The sequence below is a fragment of the Acinetobacter haemolyticus genome, assembly GCF_003323815.1.
Taxonomy (GTDB): Bacteria; Pseudomonadota; Gammaproteobacteria; order Pseudomonadales; family Moraxellaceae; genus Acinetobacter; species Acinetobacter haemolyticus.
The window spans coordinates 1,190,404-1,209,291 of record NZ_CP030880.1 but is presented as its reverse complement, the minus strand read 5'-3'; the positions used below and the strand labels follow the sequence as shown (position 1 = coordinate 1,209,291).

The 18,888-nt window shown below is 36.4% G+C and carries 16 protein-coding genes; 6 read left to right on the top strand and 10 right to left on the bottom strand.

The window, feature by feature from the left end; all coding sequences use genetic code 11:
* Positions 1-69 precede the first annotated feature (69 nt).
* The 5 genes from DS737_RS05430 to DS737_RS05410 form a co-directional block, all read right to left on the bottom strand.
* On the bottom strand, positions 70-438 hold the full coding sequence (locus DS737_RS05430; protein ID WP_113996979.1) for a hypothetical protein: 369 nt from the start codon (positions 436-438) through the stop codon (positions 70-72).
* Between the two features lies 1 nt (position 439).
* Positions 440-1,564 carry a hypothetical protein gene (locus DS737_RS05425; RefSeq protein ID WP_113996978.1) on the bottom strand — a complete coding sequence of 375 codons (1,125 nt, stop codon included), beginning with the start codon at positions 1,562-1,564 and terminating at the stop codon, positions 440-442.
* A 465-nt stretch (positions 1,565-2,029) separates the two neighbouring features.
* Positions 2,030-2,950, bottom strand: coding sequence for a hypothetical protein (locus DS737_RS05420; protein WP_113996977.1), 921 nt, complete (start codon positions 2,948-2,950; stop codon positions 2,030-2,032).
* A 103-nt stretch (positions 2,951-3,053) separates the two neighbouring features.
* Positions 3,054-4,052: an inovirus-type Gp2 protein gene (locus DS737_RS05415; RefSeq protein WP_113996976.1), complete on the bottom strand. Its 999-nt coding sequence runs from the start codon at positions 4,050-4,052 to the stop codon at positions 3,054-3,056.
* Positions 4,053-4,290: 238 nt separating this feature from the next.
* Positions 4,291-6,768, bottom strand: a complete 2,478-nt coding sequence (locus DS737_RS05410; protein ID WP_113996975.1) for a hypothetical protein — start codon at positions 6,766-6,768, stop codon at positions 4,291-4,293.
* 562 nt (positions 6,769-7,330) lie between these two features.
* On the opposite strand from DS737_RS05410, the gene DS737_RS16365 reads away from it, so the two are divergent.
* Positions 7,331-8,150, top strand: a protein-coding gene (locus DS737_RS16365) for an IS5 family transposase (RefSeq protein ID WP_407641401.1) whose coding sequence is annotated in 2 segments (ribosomal slippage) — positions 7,331-7,716 and positions 7,715-8,150 — 822 coding nt in all. Because the reading frame shifts where the segments join, the coding sequence is not laid out codon by codon here.
* Positions 8,151-8,223: 73 nt separating this feature from the next.
* Here the strand turns inward: DS737_RS16365 and DS737_RS05395 are convergent.
* Positions 8,224-9,576, bottom strand: a complete 1,353-nt coding sequence (locus tag DS737_RS05395) for a tyrosine-type recombinase/integrase (RefSeq protein WP_113996973.1) — start codon at positions 9,574-9,576, stop codon at positions 8,224-8,226.
* A 232-nt stretch (positions 9,577-9,808) separates the two neighbouring features.
* On the opposite strand from DS737_RS05395, the gene mutS reads away from it, so the two are divergent.
* From mutS to DS737_RS05370, 5 genes are all read left to right on the top strand, one after another.
* The gene (gene mutS / locus DS737_RS05390; RefSeq protein WP_113996972.1) at positions 9,809-12,448 is read left to right on the top strand and encodes a DNA mismatch repair protein MutS; all 2,640 of its coding nucleotides are present in this window, start codon (positions 9,809-9,811) and stop codon (positions 12,446-12,448) included.
* A 109-nt stretch (positions 12,449-12,557) separates the two neighbouring features.
* Positions 12,558-13,097 (top strand): GNAT family N-acetyltransferase, encoded by a 540-nt coding sequence (locus DS737_RS05385; RefSeq protein WP_113996971.1) that lies wholly within the window; start codon positions 12,558-12,560, stop codon positions 13,095-13,097.
* 248 nt (positions 13,098-13,345) lie between these two features.
* Positions 13,346-13,675, top strand: coding sequence for a ferredoxin FdxA (gene fdxA, locus DS737_RS05380; protein WP_004639922.1), 330 nt, complete (start codon positions 13,346-13,348; stop codon positions 13,673-13,675).
* 124 nt (positions 13,676-13,799) lie between these two features.
* Positions 13,800-14,507, top strand: coding sequence for a D-Ala-D-Ala carboxypeptidase family metallohydrolase (locus DS737_RS05375; protein WP_100833838.1), 708 nt, complete (start codon positions 13,800-13,802; stop codon positions 14,505-14,507).
* 134 nt (positions 14,508-14,641) lie between these two features.
* Positions 14,642-15,310: an O-methyltransferase gene (locus tag DS737_RS05370; protein ID WP_113997960.1), complete on the top strand. Its 669-nt coding sequence runs from the start codon at positions 14,642-14,644 to the stop codon at positions 15,308-15,310.
* Between the two features lie 119 nt (positions 15,311-15,429).
* On the opposite strand, the gene DS737_RS05365 is transcribed toward DS737_RS05370, so the two are convergent.
* From DS737_RS05365 to DS737_RS05350, 4 genes are all read right to left on the bottom strand, one after another.
* The gene (locus tag DS737_RS05365; protein WP_004639928.1) at positions 15,430-16,272 is read right to left on the bottom strand and encodes a universal stress protein; all 843 of its coding nucleotides are present in this window, start codon (positions 16,270-16,272) and stop codon (positions 15,430-15,432) included.
* Positions 16,273-16,388: 116 nt separating this feature from the next.
* Positions 16,389-17,003: an acyltransferase gene (locus tag DS737_RS05360; RefSeq protein ID WP_004639929.1), complete on the bottom strand. Its 615-nt coding sequence runs from the start codon at positions 17,001-17,003 to the stop codon at positions 16,389-16,391.
* The gene (locus DS737_RS05355) at positions 16,996-17,595 is read right to left on the bottom strand and encodes an IMPACT family protein (RefSeq protein ID WP_113996970.1); all 600 of its coding nucleotides are present in this window, start codon (positions 17,593-17,595) and stop codon (positions 16,996-16,998) included. The genes DS737_RS05360 and DS737_RS05355 overlap by 8 nt, the downstream gene beginning before the upstream one ends.
* 93 nt (positions 17,596-17,688) lie before the next feature.
* Positions 17,689-18,879 (bottom strand): HlyD family type I secretion periplasmic adaptor subunit, encoded by a 1,191-nt coding sequence (locus DS737_RS05350; RefSeq protein ID WP_004639933.1) that lies wholly within the window; start codon positions 18,877-18,879, stop codon positions 17,689-17,691.
* Between the last annotated feature and the right edge of the window lie 9 nt (positions 18,880-18,888).

Sequence of the window (18,888 nt, the reverse complement as noted above, 5' to 3'; positions counted from 1 at the left end):
CGCAATACTGAGATAAGAGATCACTATTTCTTTATTCATGTTTTTTTCTTCGCTTTATCTTTGTTTTAACTATTCATTCGGTGCGATCAGTTGCCAACCAATATCGGAATCGAAGGGCCGTAGATAGATCGTTTGCTCTTGGATAAACGATTGCTTATATTCATCGTCAAAGCGTTCAACATGCACTTGGCAACTGTAGAGGTCATATTTGGAACTAGTGCCTGTCTGCCCTGCAAATAAATTACCGACTTGGCATTGTTGTAACTTGATCTGTATCACCGACTGATCTTGGGCATGCAATAACTGAAGTATGGCATTTGCTTTAGGAATTTCCCGCGCTGCATCTTGTACTCCACAACCCGTTAAACTCCCCAGCAATAACAAGCTGCTGACGACTCCAGTGCTGATACGAGACTTGAGTTGAAATGGTTTGAACATTTTATAGTGCTCCCTCAGTTTCACTCGATGCAGCCTCTAAACTCAGTTGAGTGAGTTCTTCTTCTGTTGGTGGTCTAGATTCCAAGATGGGTTCTGGGGCTTGTTGCTCAGGGTTTCGGTAGTTTTTTAGGCCAAATTGAAACGGTAGTTTTTGTTGAAGTGGATATGGCTGTTTGGAATTGAGACTTTGATTAGATTCATCTGCAATTAATGGACGGGTGCTTAAATACAGTTGTGAGGGATTGATGGTAGCTAAGCGTAGGTAGCGGTCATCATTGTTGTTGTGTTGATAGAGGATGACTTGATCGATGCGGAGTTGTCCTTGTTGCACACTGAAGATAAAGCCCAGATAGTTTCGTTTATCTCGTTCATCTCTCAAATTGCCGAGTATGATTTCGGCATCCTTCACTGAGGCACTAAAGATCAGATTTAAGGTCGAGACCACTGAGGAATAATAATCCGCTGTGGTGGTGGATGAGGCTTGGATGTGCATCACTTGACGATCTACATCATATTGCGCTGAATCTTCCGCTGTGGGACTCAGTACATTGATTGGGATCGGTGCAGCCAAGTAATTTAAGGCATCTTCGAGTCGCCCTAAGTCGACGTTGACCTGAGCCGTGAGTTTTTTATGTTTAGCATTTTCAGCGTCTAGGCGTTTTTGGTACTGCTCCGTGGTTTCAAACTCACCTTTGCCTTGCCCTTCAACAGGAGTTTTAAGAAAACGAGCATGGTTAATCACGAGATCATTCGCACTGGCAAACAGGTCATTGTTTAGAAATTCCTGTAAGGATTGCTGTCCTGGTTTTTCTACTCCCAGCACCAAGATTTGATTTGCTTTGAGTTGGAGTTTGTCTCGGAACTGTTGCAGCGCAGATCGATTGCCTTCTTGAGCATGCAGATAATCGCGGAAACCTGAAACATCAGCTTCGGCTAGTTGTTGTTTTAAAAATGGTTGTAGAAATTTGGCCTCGACCAGAACAGGTCGATGTGTTGGTTCAAGTCGTTGGCTGAGTGCTGCATTTTCGTCAGGGCGTAAAACTTCAGTGGAAGCATTTTTATTTCCACAGCCGATCAGTAAAAATGATCCGAGCACACAGACAAACAGAGGATGGAGATCCTTCATTTGTTTACCCCAGATAAAATTATTGTTTTATGTATGCTGTTATTGGTTTAGTGATGACAAAGCCATACACAACACTGGGGTAGATTCAAATCAGGAAATTTTAAAAATTGTAGACGCATGAGGCGACTCCTTTGTTTATTAAAGAAGTTCTACCGAATCACTGTCAATTGATTATGGTGGTAGAACGAAAGAGGGTTGACAGACTGGTAAACAAAGAAACCAGCACGCGCAAGCGCGTCCCCCTAACGTCCTACCATAAAGAGAAAGGGGGACGAACGGGTTCACAGCACATAAAAGAGTACTTTTATCTACTGTCTTTGTTATTTCGAGTCTGTCAAAACCCGCTAGCAATGTAGGCCAGCATCGAAAGGATAGCCCCCACTCTGTCTGCCGTCAAGCAGACAAAGAGGAGCAAATGGATTGGTGTAGAATTGATAAGCAAGGTATCGCAGGATTCTGGTATTTTTATAAATTATAACTTTTGATTGGCTTACCCAAAAATTGTTGAAATTTCCTTGGACGCACCCTTAAACGGGTTGCTTTGTCACCAACATTATAAAATTCACTATTAGTCATGCCATTTAGATCGTCACAAGCATCCTCCATGTCCTCAAACATCGCTAAAAAATCATCACTCCGTTCTTCCCAAGGTAAATCAGAATCTACATCCAGTACCAAGCCGTAGTTGTTAGTCGCATCTAGCCATTGTTGTTTCAACTGCTGATACAAGCCATCACCACGATTAAGTAAACGTTCATTAAAGCTAAGGAAATAGGCACATACATACTGATTCTTTTCAGGGACACGGAATACTTTGCGATAAAAATACAGACATCCCATTTTGACCAATACGTTTCTCTCAACTTTTCTTTCAAATTCTTTTATGTGTTTAGCAAGGTCAAAGATTGAAGCGAAAGGATGATAATCCGCTTGATAGGTGCAATATAGTCGTACCGTATTAAGGTGGTGTTGATATTTAGTCACTTCCTCATACTGCATTCTATATTTACGAATATGTTTATCATGTTCTTCTTTTTCTTTCTTAATGCTTTCAAAGAAGTTGACACTAGCAAAAAGATCACACAACTTTTTTAGTAGTAAATCGATAAATTGTTTGACCTGCTCTACATCATCAATTTCTAAATACATCAACTGAAGATCATAAAGGGTGCATTGATAACAATAAAGAAAGGCTGAAATCCAAAGATCAAACTCGAGCTCACGAAACAGCATCAATGGCTTCCAGTCAGGTAGGGTTTTTATAAATAACTCTTGCCAATACTGCATATCTAATTCAGATCTTCGAAAACGGACTTGTTGATAAAGAGCTAAAAGATTTTGTTCGAGTTGTGGAGCATATTCATGCTCAATCTTTGAGATATTCATTGCAAAAATTCCTATGCTGTTTTAATTGCATAGGAAGGTGTTTGACATATTTTTTTATTCTTTCTTGATCAGCTCCATACCAATTTTAGTCACTAGATGTAACTTACTTCACCTTGTTGGTTCTAAAGTGGCTACAAGCATACGCTTCAAAACCATATGACTTAATGCGCAGATATTGATTTTCACAATCTGTGCCAATCTTAGTCAGATAAGGAGCCACATAATTCATCAATATTTTTACGCGTTCAGTATCTTTGCGATCAATAACCTGACCATTGATGTAATGTTGCATAGGATAACGAATATTCTTTTTATTTTGGACAGATAAATAACCATTACCCTCTGTAATCTGATGCCAGATTTTTGTAGCAGCTTGATGGAATCTATAGGGTGTTTGTAGATGCTTACCATCTAGGATTACCATAAAATGAATATGGAAATGTCCGTATTTCTTTCCTTGTTCAACAACTCTAGCGTAGAACAAAATCTCTAAATCAACTTTGTTTCGATCTACCTCTGTCAAAACATAATGCTCAGGCTTATTTATCTCTTTTACAAATCGCTCAAGGTGAATTCTGAGTTCAACACTACTCACTGAATATGCATAATTTTCACGATAGTACAACTCAAAACGAAACGGTAACAACCTGGACTTACGCGCTGAGAGTTGCTTTAGTTTCTCTGATATATCTCTCTCCCTTACTTTTGCCTGATACTTGCGATCTGATCTAATACGACTGTAAGAAAGCGATAATAACTTCTTAGCAAAGTTCAAAGTTATCATCAAAATGACAGTAAGTGGAATTTGCAAAAGAACATTATTTTGGTTAAGTTCAGGATATTGTTCAAAATACTCGGTTACGCATTTAAAAAACAATGAAATACGAGGGCAATATTCTCGATCAGGCAAATTCAGCAACCAGACCCACTTTTGCCTCTGCCCAATAATCTCTTGGAGCCACATGGAACTAAAAAGGAAGTCTACAAAATCCTTGTCGGTCCAACTTTTGACAACACGTCGAGATAAGTCCTTCTCAAAGTTGCAAATTAAATAATCGAAGCCAAAAGAAACTTCAGATTCAGAATAACTATGATTCAACACTATACTCTCCTATAACACTTTCAAGTCATAGGAAAGATACTTCTGTATTTTTTTATATTCTTATTGGAAACTTAGTACACTACCTAGGAACTATCTCATCCATCAAGCAGTCTAGTAACTATATTTTTCATTAAGATCTTTTATGATATGTAATATTTATTTTATATATCATAAATATATACACCATATGCAATATACAAAATACGTGTTTATTTAGGGCTTTACCCCTATACTATGTTCAAATTGCCAACTCTGAATTGAATTTTTTTAGCTGAGATTTTTGTACTTTCTTTCGTTTTTTGTAACTCGCAGATCCCTTAATTGCTCTTTTGCTATATTCATCAAGAGTCGACTTCAAGTACAAAGGCTTTTGGCTCACATAATGGAACCATGCTAAAATTGAAATTTTTTCCTCTCCTTGCAATGGCTCAGATCTAAGCCTTTTTATGATGAGCGTAGAAAACCTATCTTCTGTTAATGTTAATTCAACTTGATCGTTACTCTCCATTTTTTTGTTGTTATATTTTTCGCATACGAATGTCAACTTAGACTGAAAATGTTTAATGAAATCCATTTCTGTAGCAATATCCCTTTTAGAAATTGAAAAGAGAAGTGTTATTTTTGCTGATTTGATATGAGAAGAATAGCCAAGCATATCCCAACAACCAATATAAGCAAGTATCTCTATAGCTGTATCTTTGTTCAATTTATCAATTACAGTTTTAAAAATTCCGTCAATATCCTTAAAATTTGATGCAAAATTAGCGCATTGTACTTCAACAGAAATAAAGATATTCGCTCCAGTAAATGCTTTTTTTTGCGTCCAATAGGCGTGATACTGACTTTTTGCTCTGCGTGCTTGCTCTAAATTTGACTCAATCAGTCCTCTTAGAGTTTTTGCTTTTTTAGCACTTTCTTCTAAACTTTGGATATAAAGTCTTATACTAGAAAGAATTTGTTTTTTAAACTCAAGATTTTGAACTTGTCTTAAGCTATATTCTAGATGATTAGTAAAATCACTGAGTGAACCATCAAGTATTTTTCGGATATCAGCACAAAACCTAACCAACTGCTCATCAGAATACTTAATAAACTCCTGAAATTTAAGCTCATTTTCAATATTGCTTAAAGCGATATAAGCAATTAATAAATATGGATTAAAAACTAAACCGAACTTAGCAAATAAGATTTCAAAAAGTCTTTTTTTATTCAGGACTTTCTTAAAAATTATTGTATACAACTGTTTTAAGTCGCCACTAGGATAAAAAGTCTTTGAGTTTACAGATGATTTTTCAGGATTTAATGGCAATTCTTTCCATTTTGCTAGCAAGTAAACAAATACTTCAGCCTCTGCGAGAAATTGCCATACTGGTTTTTCAATCTCAGGGTACCGTTCTAGCAAATTCTCATACATGAATTCAATATTTCTTATATGCTTCTCTTCAACTTTTCTTAACTGGATTTGTTTAAAATATTTCAACAAACCAAATTCAAACTTTTCAGCGATAGGTTCTATTCGCTTTCTTAATTTTTTGGAAGCTTTTGATTGCGATTTTTCAACTTTTGGCTCAATTGGAAGTTGCTCATTGTGAAAATGATAGAAATAATTACATTCAACGCCAGCTATAAAAAATTCAAACAACTTTGAAGAGTTGACAACATAATTTAAAGTTGTTCTTATAAATAAATTATATTTATCAGTATTTTTTTCAATAACACCAGTAGTGATATTTCCTGAGATATGTTTGCAACAAGGTGTATAATCCAAATATCTATACTGATCAGTGTTATAAATTGAACACTCATTTCCATAATTTAGTCGAGTTGTTTGTTCCCAACGTTCAAGTTTTGAAAATGTAGATTGCCATATGTTTTGTATTCCATCGACCAAACTCACCATAGATTCTGTCTTGTGATTTTTAAAAACGAATATACCAAAAACGGTAAAATCATAATTTGAACTAAAATCAAGTTTTAAAAAACTTGTAAGTATCCGTTTATCATGCTGAAGCTCCTTTACAAAAATATTTAAATGATTTAAGGCTCTATTCTTAGACCATTCCAGATGTTTATCATTTATTTTTTTTGGGTCTATTTCTGGATCTAAATGATATCCAAGCTTTAAACATACAACCTTTATTTTATTTGAATTAATGAAACATTCATCAATTTTTTTCTGGTAGTATTCGAGGCGCTGATAAATTTTCAACCAATAATTATCTTCCATAGGTGGAAAATTATCTAACCAGTTTGTAATAAATATATCGATTTTCTCTTCAACATCTCCTTGATGTAAGAAAATTTTCGAATGAATAAAATCAATGGAATAAAAATATTGTTGCCAGATTTTAGGTAAAAAAATGAGGGCGTTTAATCTTGAATTATTTGGGTTAAACGCATGAGCTATATATCTTAGTTCGCTTTTAGTGTACGGGTTTTCTGATAATGGTTTTTTTACATTTTCGTTGATGTAATTAAGTTGATTCGAATAATTCCCTCCTATACGAAGTAAATAATTCACAAATTTTACTAAAAATTTCTTTCTATTTTCTGGAATATCTTCACCAAACTGTCGTCGTAAAGAAAGTTCATAAAATGCTTCGATTGCATAAATAATTTGAGAATTTCCTGTACTCGGATTCAGATAAAGAAATATTCTTAAGATATCAGAGATATCGTTGATACGTTGATCGACATTAATTTTTGTAACTTCCATGCCAAAAATTCCTAATTTTTTCTATACTATTGGTAGAATATACATGTCCTCTCTAACAAAAACACATCTATTTTCACTTTGTCATAATTTTTTATATAAAAAACTCTTATCATCAGAAACTACAAGTAAACTATTTTCATTAACAAATAATAATTATTATCAAATTATTTGATCTCTAAATTTTCTTATTCTTGTAGAATTTCAGTGAAAAGATGAAGTATCCCATTTGCATTAATTTTTTCAATATTATTACTTTCATTTTCACGTTTTTATAGATATTTTTAACTTTATGAATAGTACATATAGACACATTACAATTCGGTATAATTAGAATTAATTTCCAAATTATCAACAAGTAAATCTTGGAAATCACGCTCATAATTAATAATCCAAAATAAAATCTCTTTGATTAATTTAAAAACCTTAAATCCAACCTAAATAGATAAATCACTAAACAAAGTTTATTATTAATTAATAGACTTCTTGCAAAAATCAAAAAACGATCAACGTTTTGTTTGTTTTTTATCCACATTAAAAAGTCATGTTCTACTATCATGAGTACATGAAATATGAAAAAGTAAAGATGCTATCAAATAGTCAGTTTAAACGACTGATTGGAATACAACCCTCAACCTTTTTAGAAATGCTTGAAGTATTAGAGTCAAGCCAAGTCAATACTCAACGAGGTAGACCTTCGAGTCTTTCACTTGAAGACCAACTGTTAATGACGCTAAGTTATTGGCGTGAATATCGCACGCTCTTTCATGTTGCTATGAGTTATGGAATCCACGAATCAACTGCGTCCAGAATTATTCATAAAATAGAAAATATTTTAATAAAATCTGATAAATTTCATTTACCTAAGAAACTACCGCATGGTGCAGGGATAGATTGGAATGTTGTTATTGTCGATGCAACTGAAATGACAATTGAGCGTCCAAAAAAAACAGAAAAGATTCTACAGCGGTAAGAAAAAACGACATACGATCAAAGCTCAACTCATCATTCATTATGAAACGATGCAGATTATTTCATTAGGTCTTACACATGGGAGTACACATGATTTCCAGTTGTTTAAGGCTCAACGTAAAAAGCAGAGATATCAAGCCTTTATGCTGATTGATAAAGGTTATTTAGGTTTAAATCGTTTGGGGATAAAATGCCTGATGCCATTCAAGGTAAGTAAAAAGAAGCCGTTAACTTTATTACAGAAGCAAATAAATCGGGAAATTAGTAAACGTCGTATTCGAATTGAACACGTCAATGGAAAATTAAAGACCTTTAGAATTCTGGCTACACGTTATCGAAATAGGCGTAAACGCATGGGTTTACGTCTGAATTTAATTGCTGCAATTTACAACATGGAGTTGGTTAAAAAATGATTTTTGCAAGAGGTCTAATACTAGCTTCTAATTAAAAGATTTTACTAGTGTCAACAGAGATCTAATTAGGTTGCTAATATTTTTTTAATTTTTCCAAATAATCACTCCATTTTTGCAACCAAATAGCGCATTCATTTTCATAAGTATGCAAATTATAAGTACCTTCTATACCTTTTTTTGAATGACCTAGAACGGCTTCAGCAACATCAGTTGGACAGCCTAATCTTGATAGATTTGTTCGTAAAGTTCTTCTTAAATCATGAGGATTCCAATCCTCCATTTCTTTTGGCCATAACTGTTGTGGTTGTAAATTATGATTTTTAGCTCGCCCCTCTCCTTTTAATTTCCACTTAGCTTCAGTTAAAGTTTTCTGTGCAATTGGTTTTCCAGTCCTAAATGAAGGAAACAAATAAATACTGTTTAGACTAGGTAACCCTTTAAGATGAGCTACACATTGCTTTGATAACTGCACAAAACGTTCAGAACCATTTTTTGTCCCCTTTAAATGCCAAGTTGCCTTTTCAAAATCGATGTCCTTCCACTCAGCAGAACAAATCTCACCTGTACGTGCACCAGTCCAAAGGGCTATCATCAATATACTTTTATGATGTTTTGAAAATCCTGATTCTGGCAGCCATGTTAAAACATGCTTTAATTCCGATTCAGAAAGTACGCGAGTACGCTTATTTGAAGTGAGTTTCATTCTGGTTTGTTTCAAACTCGATTTAGCGAGCAAAGCTGGATTAGCAAAATGCTCAGTGAAATAATCCAAACCAATTGCATAATCATAAGCTGCTATTAGTTCTGATAGTACTCGCCCTGCTTGAACTTGTGCACCTCGATCTATGATTTTCTTTATAAACTCAACAATATCTTTTCTTACAATGCTATCGGCTTGTCTATCACCGAACACTCTTACAGCATCTACATACAAGGTTCTTCTAGTTTCATGTTGTCCTTTTGAATTACGAGTACCTCTTATAATTTTTTTCACACCAGTTCGTTGGTCAACAATCACCCGATCATCAATTACCTCAGTCAAATAAAGATCAACAACTTCCTTAAGAGTCAAAATCTTAGGTGCAAGCTCAATATTTTGTTTATTTTTTTTGATTTCAAGCTTTTCTTCTTTCTTTTCTGAAGCAGGACAAACACCTTGCGATCTCAATAATTTTAAACGCTGAAGTTCAATTCTTGCCTCAGCCAAAGACATATTCGGATAATTACCTAATGTAATTTTTTTTAAAGAATTATCAATTGGACTTCTATACCTATATACAAAACTTTTTAGCCCAGTTTTCCCACAGACTACCCTCAAACCCAAATATTCTCCAATATCACTTTTATCAGGATCTCCAATTTTCATCTTATCAATTGCACGTGCTGACAATGCAACTTTCTTTTTGTTGTTAATTTCCTCATTCATTTTAGGAATCCTTTTTGTCAATCAAGCTCAATTTGTTAAGATGGCAACCGTGAGAGTATGTTCAAAACTCTCACACACTGTTGACTCAATTTTGACATAAAAAAAGGTACACTAAAAGGTATACTTTTTTCTTAGATTAAGTCAGATTTACATAGATGTTGTTAGAATTGGTTGGACAGCCAAACTTTCAAGGTTTACTTATTTATTGTTTAAATTTAAGGATTTAATATACATGAATAGCACAGAAACAATGGCTGACTTATCTTCACATACACCTATGATGCAGCAATACCTCAAGGTCAAGATGGAATATTCACATGCGCTATTGTTTTATCGTATGGGTGACTTTTACGAATTATTTTTCGAAGATGCTCACCTAGCCGCCAAACTTTTAGGTATCACGCTAACCCATCGTGGGAAAGCCAATGGTCAACCTATTCCAATGGCTGGTGTGCCTTATCACTCAGCAGAAGGTTATCTAGCACGTTTAGTTAAAGCTGGTCGTACTGTTGCGATTTGTGAACAGGTTGGTGAGGTTACAGGTAAAGGTCCTGTTGAACGCAAAGTCGTACGTGTTCTAACACCTGGTACACTCACTGACGATGCCTTGCTCGGAAGCTACCAATCTTCAAATCTTGTCGCGCTTTGCATCCAACAAAATCAAATCGGGATCGCTTTACTTGATCTCAGTGCCAGTATCTTTAAAGTACAACAACAAGACTATAAACCTGAACAACTCGCAATTGAACTGGCTCGTTTAATGCCAAGCGAAATCTTAATTGATGAGGATTTAATTGATCAAAACATTATTGAACATATTAAGAAGAACCTAGATTGCTCTGTCACCAAACGTCCCAATGTTGATTTTAATCTCAATAATGCCCAAAAAACTTTGTGCGATCAGTTCGCAGTTTCAACCTTGTCCGGGTTTGGTTTAGACTCATTGCCTCTTGCTAAAGCTGCCGCTGCTGCATTGATTCACTATGCGAAAGAAACTCAAAAAACAGCATTACCTCATATTCGTTCGATTCAAATTGAGCAAAGTACCGATTTTATTGCACTCGACCCAATTACACGTCGCAATTTAGAAATTATCGAACCGTTATTTGAACATGGAACCTCATTATTCCAATTGATTAATGACTGCCAAACAGCTATGGGTGGACGTTTACTCAGTCGTACACTCATGCAACCTATTCGTGATACTGCGATTCTCGATGCACGACTGGATGCAACCGAACAATTGCTCAAAGGCTACCATGAGTCTCCTGTCCGTTTAGTATTGAAAGAGATTGGAGATATTGAACGTGTGCTCAGTCGTGTTGCGTTAGGTAGTGCACGCCCTAGAGATTTAGTACAGCTTCGTCAAGCTTGTGCACAGATTCCATTTTTACGCCATGCTTTAGCACCTGTTTTAAAAATACAGCAATCTAAGTTACTTCTTCAGCTTGATCAAGAACTTGGAGACTTCAAAAACCTACATGAACACTTGATGGCTGCGATTGTAGAAAGCCCACCTGTATTACTACGTGATGGCAATGTAATTGCAGAAGGTTATGATGATGAGCTCGATGAATTACGTAAAATCCGTGATCACGCAGGACAATTCCTCATTGATTTAGAAATTAAAGAGCGTGAACGTACGGGTATTAATACGCTAAAAATCGGCTACAATCGTGTGAGTGGCTACTATATCGAACTCAGCCGAGCTCAAGCAGAACAAGCACCTGCTGACTATATTCGCCGTCAAACATTAAAAAATGCTGAACGCTATATCACACCAGAACTAAAAAGCTTTGAAGATAAAGTTTTATCAAGTGAATCACGTGCCCTCGCCCGTGAAAAGCTTTTATTCGAATCATTATTGGATGAACTGCGCCAAAATATTGCCCAATTACAAATGATGAGTGCGGCGATTGCTTATATTGATGTATTGGCTAATTTTGCCCACCAAGCAAGATTAAATAATTGGGCAAGACCAGAATTTACACCTGAAACTTGCATTAAGATTCACGCAGGACGCCATCCTGTTGTCGAGGCTCTTAACAAAGCACCATTTACACCAAATGATACCTTTCTTGATCCTCAACATCGCATGGCGATTATCACAGGGCCAAATATGGGAGGTAAATCAACCTTCATGCGTCAAACGGCGTTAATTAGTCTTTTGGCATATTGTGGAAGCTACGTTCCTGCTAAATCAGCAAAATTAGGTTCAATTGATCGAATTTTTACCCGTATTGGCTCAGCCGATGATCTATCGACAGGTAAATCGACCTTCATGGTTGAAATGACTGAAACATCACAAATTTTACATCATGCGACCAGCCAATCTTTGGTACTCATGGATGAAGTTGGACGCGGAACCAGTACCTATGATGGACTATCTTTAGCTTGGGCCTGTGTACTCGATCTAACTAAACGCGTGAAATGTTTATGTCTATTTGCCACCCACTATTTTGAACTGACCGAACTAAGTAGTGAAACAGGTATTGATAACTACCACGTCACTGCACAAGAGTTAAATGGCAATCTCATCCTACTTCACAAAGTCCAACAAGGACCAGCGAGTCAAAGTCATGGCTTACAGGTTGCAAAACTGGCAGGTATTCCAGCAAATGTCATTAAAGAAGCACAAAAGCGATTAAAAATCTTGGAAAAACAGCAACACCAACATTTGCAAAATACGGTTCAGAATGATTTGTTTAGCTCAATCGAACATGAGATTGAAACTCAAGTGGTTGAAAAAATTGTTGAGGTTGAAGTAACCTCGCCTGCATTAGCCCTATTACATCAAATCGATGTTGACGATCTGACACCTCGTCAGGCACTTGAACAACTTTATTCGTTAAAAGCTGCTCTCAAATCCTAAACAGCAAGCTCTCAGTGCAAGACAGCAATGCTTGTCTGAGAGCTTTTTCGAATAAGATAATCCCTTATATGATCTATAAAATAGACGAAGACATCAATCGAAGGAACAAATGCTTAATATTGTGCTTAGAGAACTTAATACTTCAGAAATCGATTTAATTTGGCAGCAGATTAACCGCCGTGAATTGATCACTCAAATGTACGTTCAACAGGGGCAAGATTTAGATTTAATTGATTGTTTTTATGATGTTGAAAATTGGGATGCTTATCATCTAGAAAATGATCCACCATTATTAAAACAAATCTGCCAACAAGATGGATTATGTATCGGAGCATTTAACTCAGATCACCAGTTAGTTGGCATACAAGTTGTTTCCAACCAAATGATCGTAGATTATCCAGACGCAAAATTATTGCAATATTTTTATGTTGATGCAGATCACCAAGGTCAAGGAATTGGAGCACAATTGATGTATTCTGCTATAGCGTCAGCGAAACGGTTGGGTGCAAAACAACTCTATATTTCAGCAACACCAAGTAAACGTACTGTGGACTTTTACCTCAGACATGGTGCCAAATTATTAACACAACCTGATCATCATCTATGGGAATTAGAACCAGAAGATATTCACCTTATTTATTCAATATAAACATTGATCAAAAATAATTCTCTATTAACCCTTAAAGCAAAAGATAAACCAATTCATCATCAATACTTCTGTATATTATGTCTTTAAAATCAATGCACCAGCACAACATATTTAAACTTATCAATTAGTTACTATATTTTTCACATGTATAAATAAACAATATCAATAAAAGCAATTGTTTGTTTCCCCTATTTTTGCCTACAATAGCCTATTCCAAACAAAAACCGTATTTTTAGGTAGCTGTCGCCATGACCTTTGTTGTCACTGAAAATTGTATTAAATGTAAATATCAAGATTGTGTTGAAGTATGTCCTGTAGACTGTTTCTATGAAGGTCCAAACTTCCTTGTTATCAATCCAGATGAATGTATTGACTGCGCATTATGTGAACCAGAATGTCCAGCAAATGCGATTTTCTCTGAAGATGAATTGCCTGAAGGTCAAGAAGTCTTTATCGAGCTCAATGCTGAGTTATCTGAAAAATGGGCTGGCAACAACATTACTCAAATCGGCGAACAACCTGCTGATCGTGAAGAATGGAATGGCAAACCAAACAAATTGCAATATCTAGAAAAATAATGAAAAAGACCAGTTAATCTGGTCTTTTTTAATACTCGAAACACACATTTCTTTGCAATTGATCCATTATATATGGGCTGTTTTGCATTAAAATAATGAGCCTATAGATTGTGAATTGCCGTTTATGTTGCGAAAAAAATTACAGGGTTTTTTATCATTCTTTATCGTCCCTGTGATGATGGTCGGTTGTGTTAGTTCTAAAACACAAGTAAATCAAGCTAAAAGAATTTATATTCCTCAGGAGCAGGTTACTCTAACACGCCCTGCTCCAGATAAAGTCGAACCTGCATCTTATCGTCAATGGTTAGGACAAGGTGATAACTACGCACGTGTTCGCGAATACGAACAATATTTAGCTCGCAATCAAGTCGCACATATTATTCCAAGTTTTGAGCTCTTACGTACTGCACGAGATTGGCAAAAGTGTGGTCGTTCTGAATACGCTGTTCCAAATCGTGAATTATGGGGCAACTCACTCTCTACATTACGTGTTTTCAAATATCTCATTTCAGCAAAAGTCCTCACCGATTTCGAAGTGACTTCTGTCTATCGTGACCTCCCCTTAAACGAATGTGCTGGTGGAGCAAGTTCATCGCGACATTTGTTTAATTCCGCAATCGATTTTCGTATTGGTCCTCAATATCCTCAACCACAGGATTATGCTTATATTGAACAAACAAAATTTAAGCTCTGTCAGTTTTGGATACAACATGGTCAAAGTCTAAATCTTGGTATTGGGCTGTATCGTTCAGGTCAGATCCATATTGATACACAAGGATATCGAACTTGGGGGCCAGATCTGAGCCGTAATAGCTCGATGTGTAATCTCTAATTTGAAACACTAGACTTAAAGAGATCATCTGATCTCTTTTTCTTGCTGATTACAATGAATAATTCAGCAATCAAATTGCACTCTGAAGATAAATGTTTAAAATGCAGTTAACAGATTCAAAGGTAACATTGATTATGCAACAGTTGTGGACTGACATTGATGACTATATCAATTCGCATTTAATTCCCACAGATCCAAAACTTCAACACGCATTAGATAATACAGATACACAAGGATTCTCTAATCATTTGGCTGTTGCACCTAATCAAGGTATGTTTTTACAAATGTTGATTCAAATGAATCAGTGTAAACGGGTATTGGAACTTGGAACTTTTGCGGCATATAGTACGATTTGGTTAGCGAAAGCTTTGCCTGAAGATGGTTATTTGTTGACAGTTGAAGGTCGAGACACTCATGTAATTATTGCGCAAGAAAATATCGATTTTGCCAAGATGCCTACCAATATAGAGCTAAAAAAAGGGCGCGGCGCTGATGTGATGAATCAACTCATTACTGAGAATAGTGAACCTTTTGACCTCATTTTTATCGATGCAGATAAACAAAGCTATCCTGAATATTTAGAACTTAGCTTACAGTTAGCTCATTCAGGTACGATACTTGTTCTCGATAATGTGATTCGTGCAGGTGATATCTTGGATGATAATAACAAAAAGCCAAGTATTGAAGGCATTCGTGAAACCTTTGCTGCACTTAAAAATCACCCAAAGCTTTTATCATGTACAGCATTACAAACTGTTGGTTCTAAGGGACATGATGGCTTTGCTATTGCTATCGTAAAATAGAGATTAAAAAACAACCTATTCAATTTAATTTTTAAATATCAATAAATTATCTTTATCCCCAGTGCTTTTCCATATAGTTATCCACAGTATTTGCGGATAACTATATGGAGTAAAATGAATCACTTAGCGACAAGTAAGGGCACATTAGCATTACGGAAAATCGTTGTGGTAATACTACCCAAGAAGAACTGGTGGATTTTACTATGACTAAACGCCCCTAATACGATTAACTGTATGTTATGTTCTCTTTGATATTCCAGAATATTTTGTGCCACATCACCATAACGATAGATTGACATAACTTCTAAACCCGCATCAGTTAAATACTTCTCAGGCTCAGCCAACATTTCTGGATGATCACCCACATAGAGCAAATGACATTGCAATTTTTTTAATAAATCACTCTGCGCAATGCGTTGCAACATTTTTTGGCAAGTTGGGGAATATTCATAAGCAAATATAAAACGTCTTGGTGGCTCAAAATGCTCACCCACCGTGATCACAGTACAATTTGCGCCTCGAATGAAATTTTCAACATTACTTCCGATCGGCTTATTCTTCTCGGCCGCACGTTCCCCAACACGTCCAATAATCACAACGTCATTTTCGTTCAATAAGTTAAAACTTTGCTCAAGAAAATCCCCTTTTTCCTGAATCTTACTGCTGGTTAGACCATACTGTTTCTCAATCAAATCAGAAATATGATTCAGTAAATTATTACTATAATCCAGCGCTAATTCGCTTTGCTTCTGTTCTAATTCAGCCAGTTCTTTGAGCAGCATTGCGTTGCTCTCAAAACCAATAACACCACTGATTTCACCTAAATGATAGCTTGCAGGATAATAATCCAAGATTTGCAACAGTACTAATTCTCTTTGCGTTTGCTTCGCAACCCATACCGCAGCTTCAGCAACAGCATCAATGCAGGGTGAAGAATCAATACATGCAATTACGCGCTTCATGTTCGCCTCTCTTTAGGTTTAGCACCTTAGGTCTTTTACTTATTTTTAACTTAACACAGAAAAAAGCATGATGGGTTAAATTTATGTATCGAATCTCACAAGATTTTTAATGCTTTTTATTCAGTCCGATAGCGAATTAATTTTGCTGGATTCCCTGCGACAATCGCGAAATCGCCAACGTCTTTAGTGACCATGCTATTCATTCCAACGACCGCATGATGACCTATTTTCACGCCATCTTTAATTCCAACATGGGCGCCTAACCATACATCTCGCCCGACTTCAATTCCCTTCGACGTAACTGGTTGCTGATATATGGCTCGATCCATTTCCATACCATGATCAAATGCGTATAAATGACTATAAGCCGCGATCCTAACCTGATCATGTAATTTAATTCCGGCACGTCCACCATCCAAGATACAGTGGTGATTGATCGCCACTTCATTACCAATCTCTAAAGGACCATGTAAAGTACAATCTGCTGCAATAAAAGTATTATCGCCGATACTGATTTTTCTACCAGGTTCAGCAAAAATATGTGCTAAAGGAGAAATAAAACAGTTCTTCCCAATTTCAACTGTTTCCATCTCCATCAAATAAGCCTGATATTCGGCTTGCCATACCTCCGCCCATTCACGATGCTTTGGTTTCAATGACCAATACAACCAAGGCATATAATTTAAGCGCTGCTTATGCTGCTCACGATATTTTAATAAAGGATCATGCATCGTTTTGCTCCTCTATTATTTTTAATTGTTCACGTCCACGCGTAATATCCTGAAGTTTGTTATTTAAAGCATCTATCTGGTGAACCTGCAAACGTGCTTCAACCAAAACACCTGTTTCATTATAACTTTCAACATATTCGATCTGGTGTTGTACTAAATCATATTGAAGGATTGCCCACTCATTAAACCAACAAGCAAATTGAATCTGCTTTTTCTGAATCAGCTCAATTTTCTCAGCCAGCATCAAGCATTGACCAGCACAACCGCCATAAGCACGGACCAAACCTCCTGTACCGAGTTTAACACCACCATACCAGCGGTTGACCAATACAATTACATTGGTTAAATCATTTCCTTCAATGGTGGCAAGAATCGGTCGTCCTGCGGTACCAGAGGGTTCACCATCATCATTGAATCGGACATTGTGCCCAATCTTCCACGCCCAGCATTGATGCGTCGTAGATAGATCCTTATTTTCTTCCAAAAAGTTTTTAACTTGTTGTTCATTTTCAACAATTGCAGCAATCGCTTGAAAACGACTTTTTTTAATTTCTTCTTCAAAAGTTACCGAAGTGGCAATGGTGAAAGGCATAAAACTAAAATACAAACTTAAAAACTGATTATAACGATTTCTAGCATAAATAAAAAACCTCGCCTAAGCGAGGTTTAGAGAGAAGAATAGAGATTAACGTTCGCGTAAAGCTTCTTTGGCTTTATTAAACGGTTTCAATAGATAATCCAATACCGTTTTTTGTCCAGTACGAATATCAACAGTGGCAACCATACCTGGTGTGATACTAAATTCTTTACCAGATTTATTATACAAACGATCAGAATCGGTGCGAATATAAACACGATAGTAGAATTGGTCTTGCTTTACTTCATCACGTATCGTATCTGGTGAGATCACTGTCACTTTACCTTCTAGACCACCATAAATCGCATAATCATAGGCTGTGATTTTAACCAAAGCTTCTTGATTAGGACGAATAAAAGCAATATCTCTAGGAGAAATACGAGCTTCAATCAACAATTTATCCTCTAAAGGAACGATGGTCATAAGCTTACCATTTTGTGGTACAACGCCACCTAAAGTAGTGACATCAATTTCTTTCACAATACCACGAACTGGCGCTCTAAAAACTGCACGCTGCAAGCTATCGGTTCGACCTTTAACAACTTGTTGTTGTGTTTGAATATCCGTATTGGCTTTAGAAAGTTCTTCACGTGCCTTTACATAATATTGGTTGCGGATGTCATTAATTCGATTTTGTAAGTCATTGGCTTCACGTCTTAAACGAAGTACTTCAACTTCACTTGCCGCACCTTTCGCCACCAGTGGTTCTGTCATCGCCAATTCTTGTTGAACTAATCTCAGTGCTTGCTGATTACCAGCAATAGATTCTTCTAAGTTAGCACGACGTGAATAATAAAGTGCTGTCTCCTCTTTCACCAATTTCGGCTCTTTTAGTACCTCTTCTGGGAAAGTCAGTGCAGTACCATTCACTTCTGCACGTAAACGTGCTGCCGTGGCCATAGCTGACATAAGCAAAGACTGTGATTCACCAACATTTGAAGCAAAACGAGTCGGATCTAACTGCGCTAAGATTTGCCCACTTTCAACAATGTCCCCTTCCTTAACATCTAGCTTAGTTAAAATCCCGCCTTCAAGTGACTGAATAATCTGCTCTTTTGAAGATGGAATAACTTTACCTGTACCTGTTGAAACTTCTTCTAAACTAAATACCCATGCCCAAACGAGCAGTACCACTAAACCAATTCCAATCAACCATACAATGATGGATGAACTCGGCAATTTTGGCTCCTTATAAGTCACATTCATGGGACGGCTGCTTGTTTGTTCTTGATCACTCATGAATTTTCC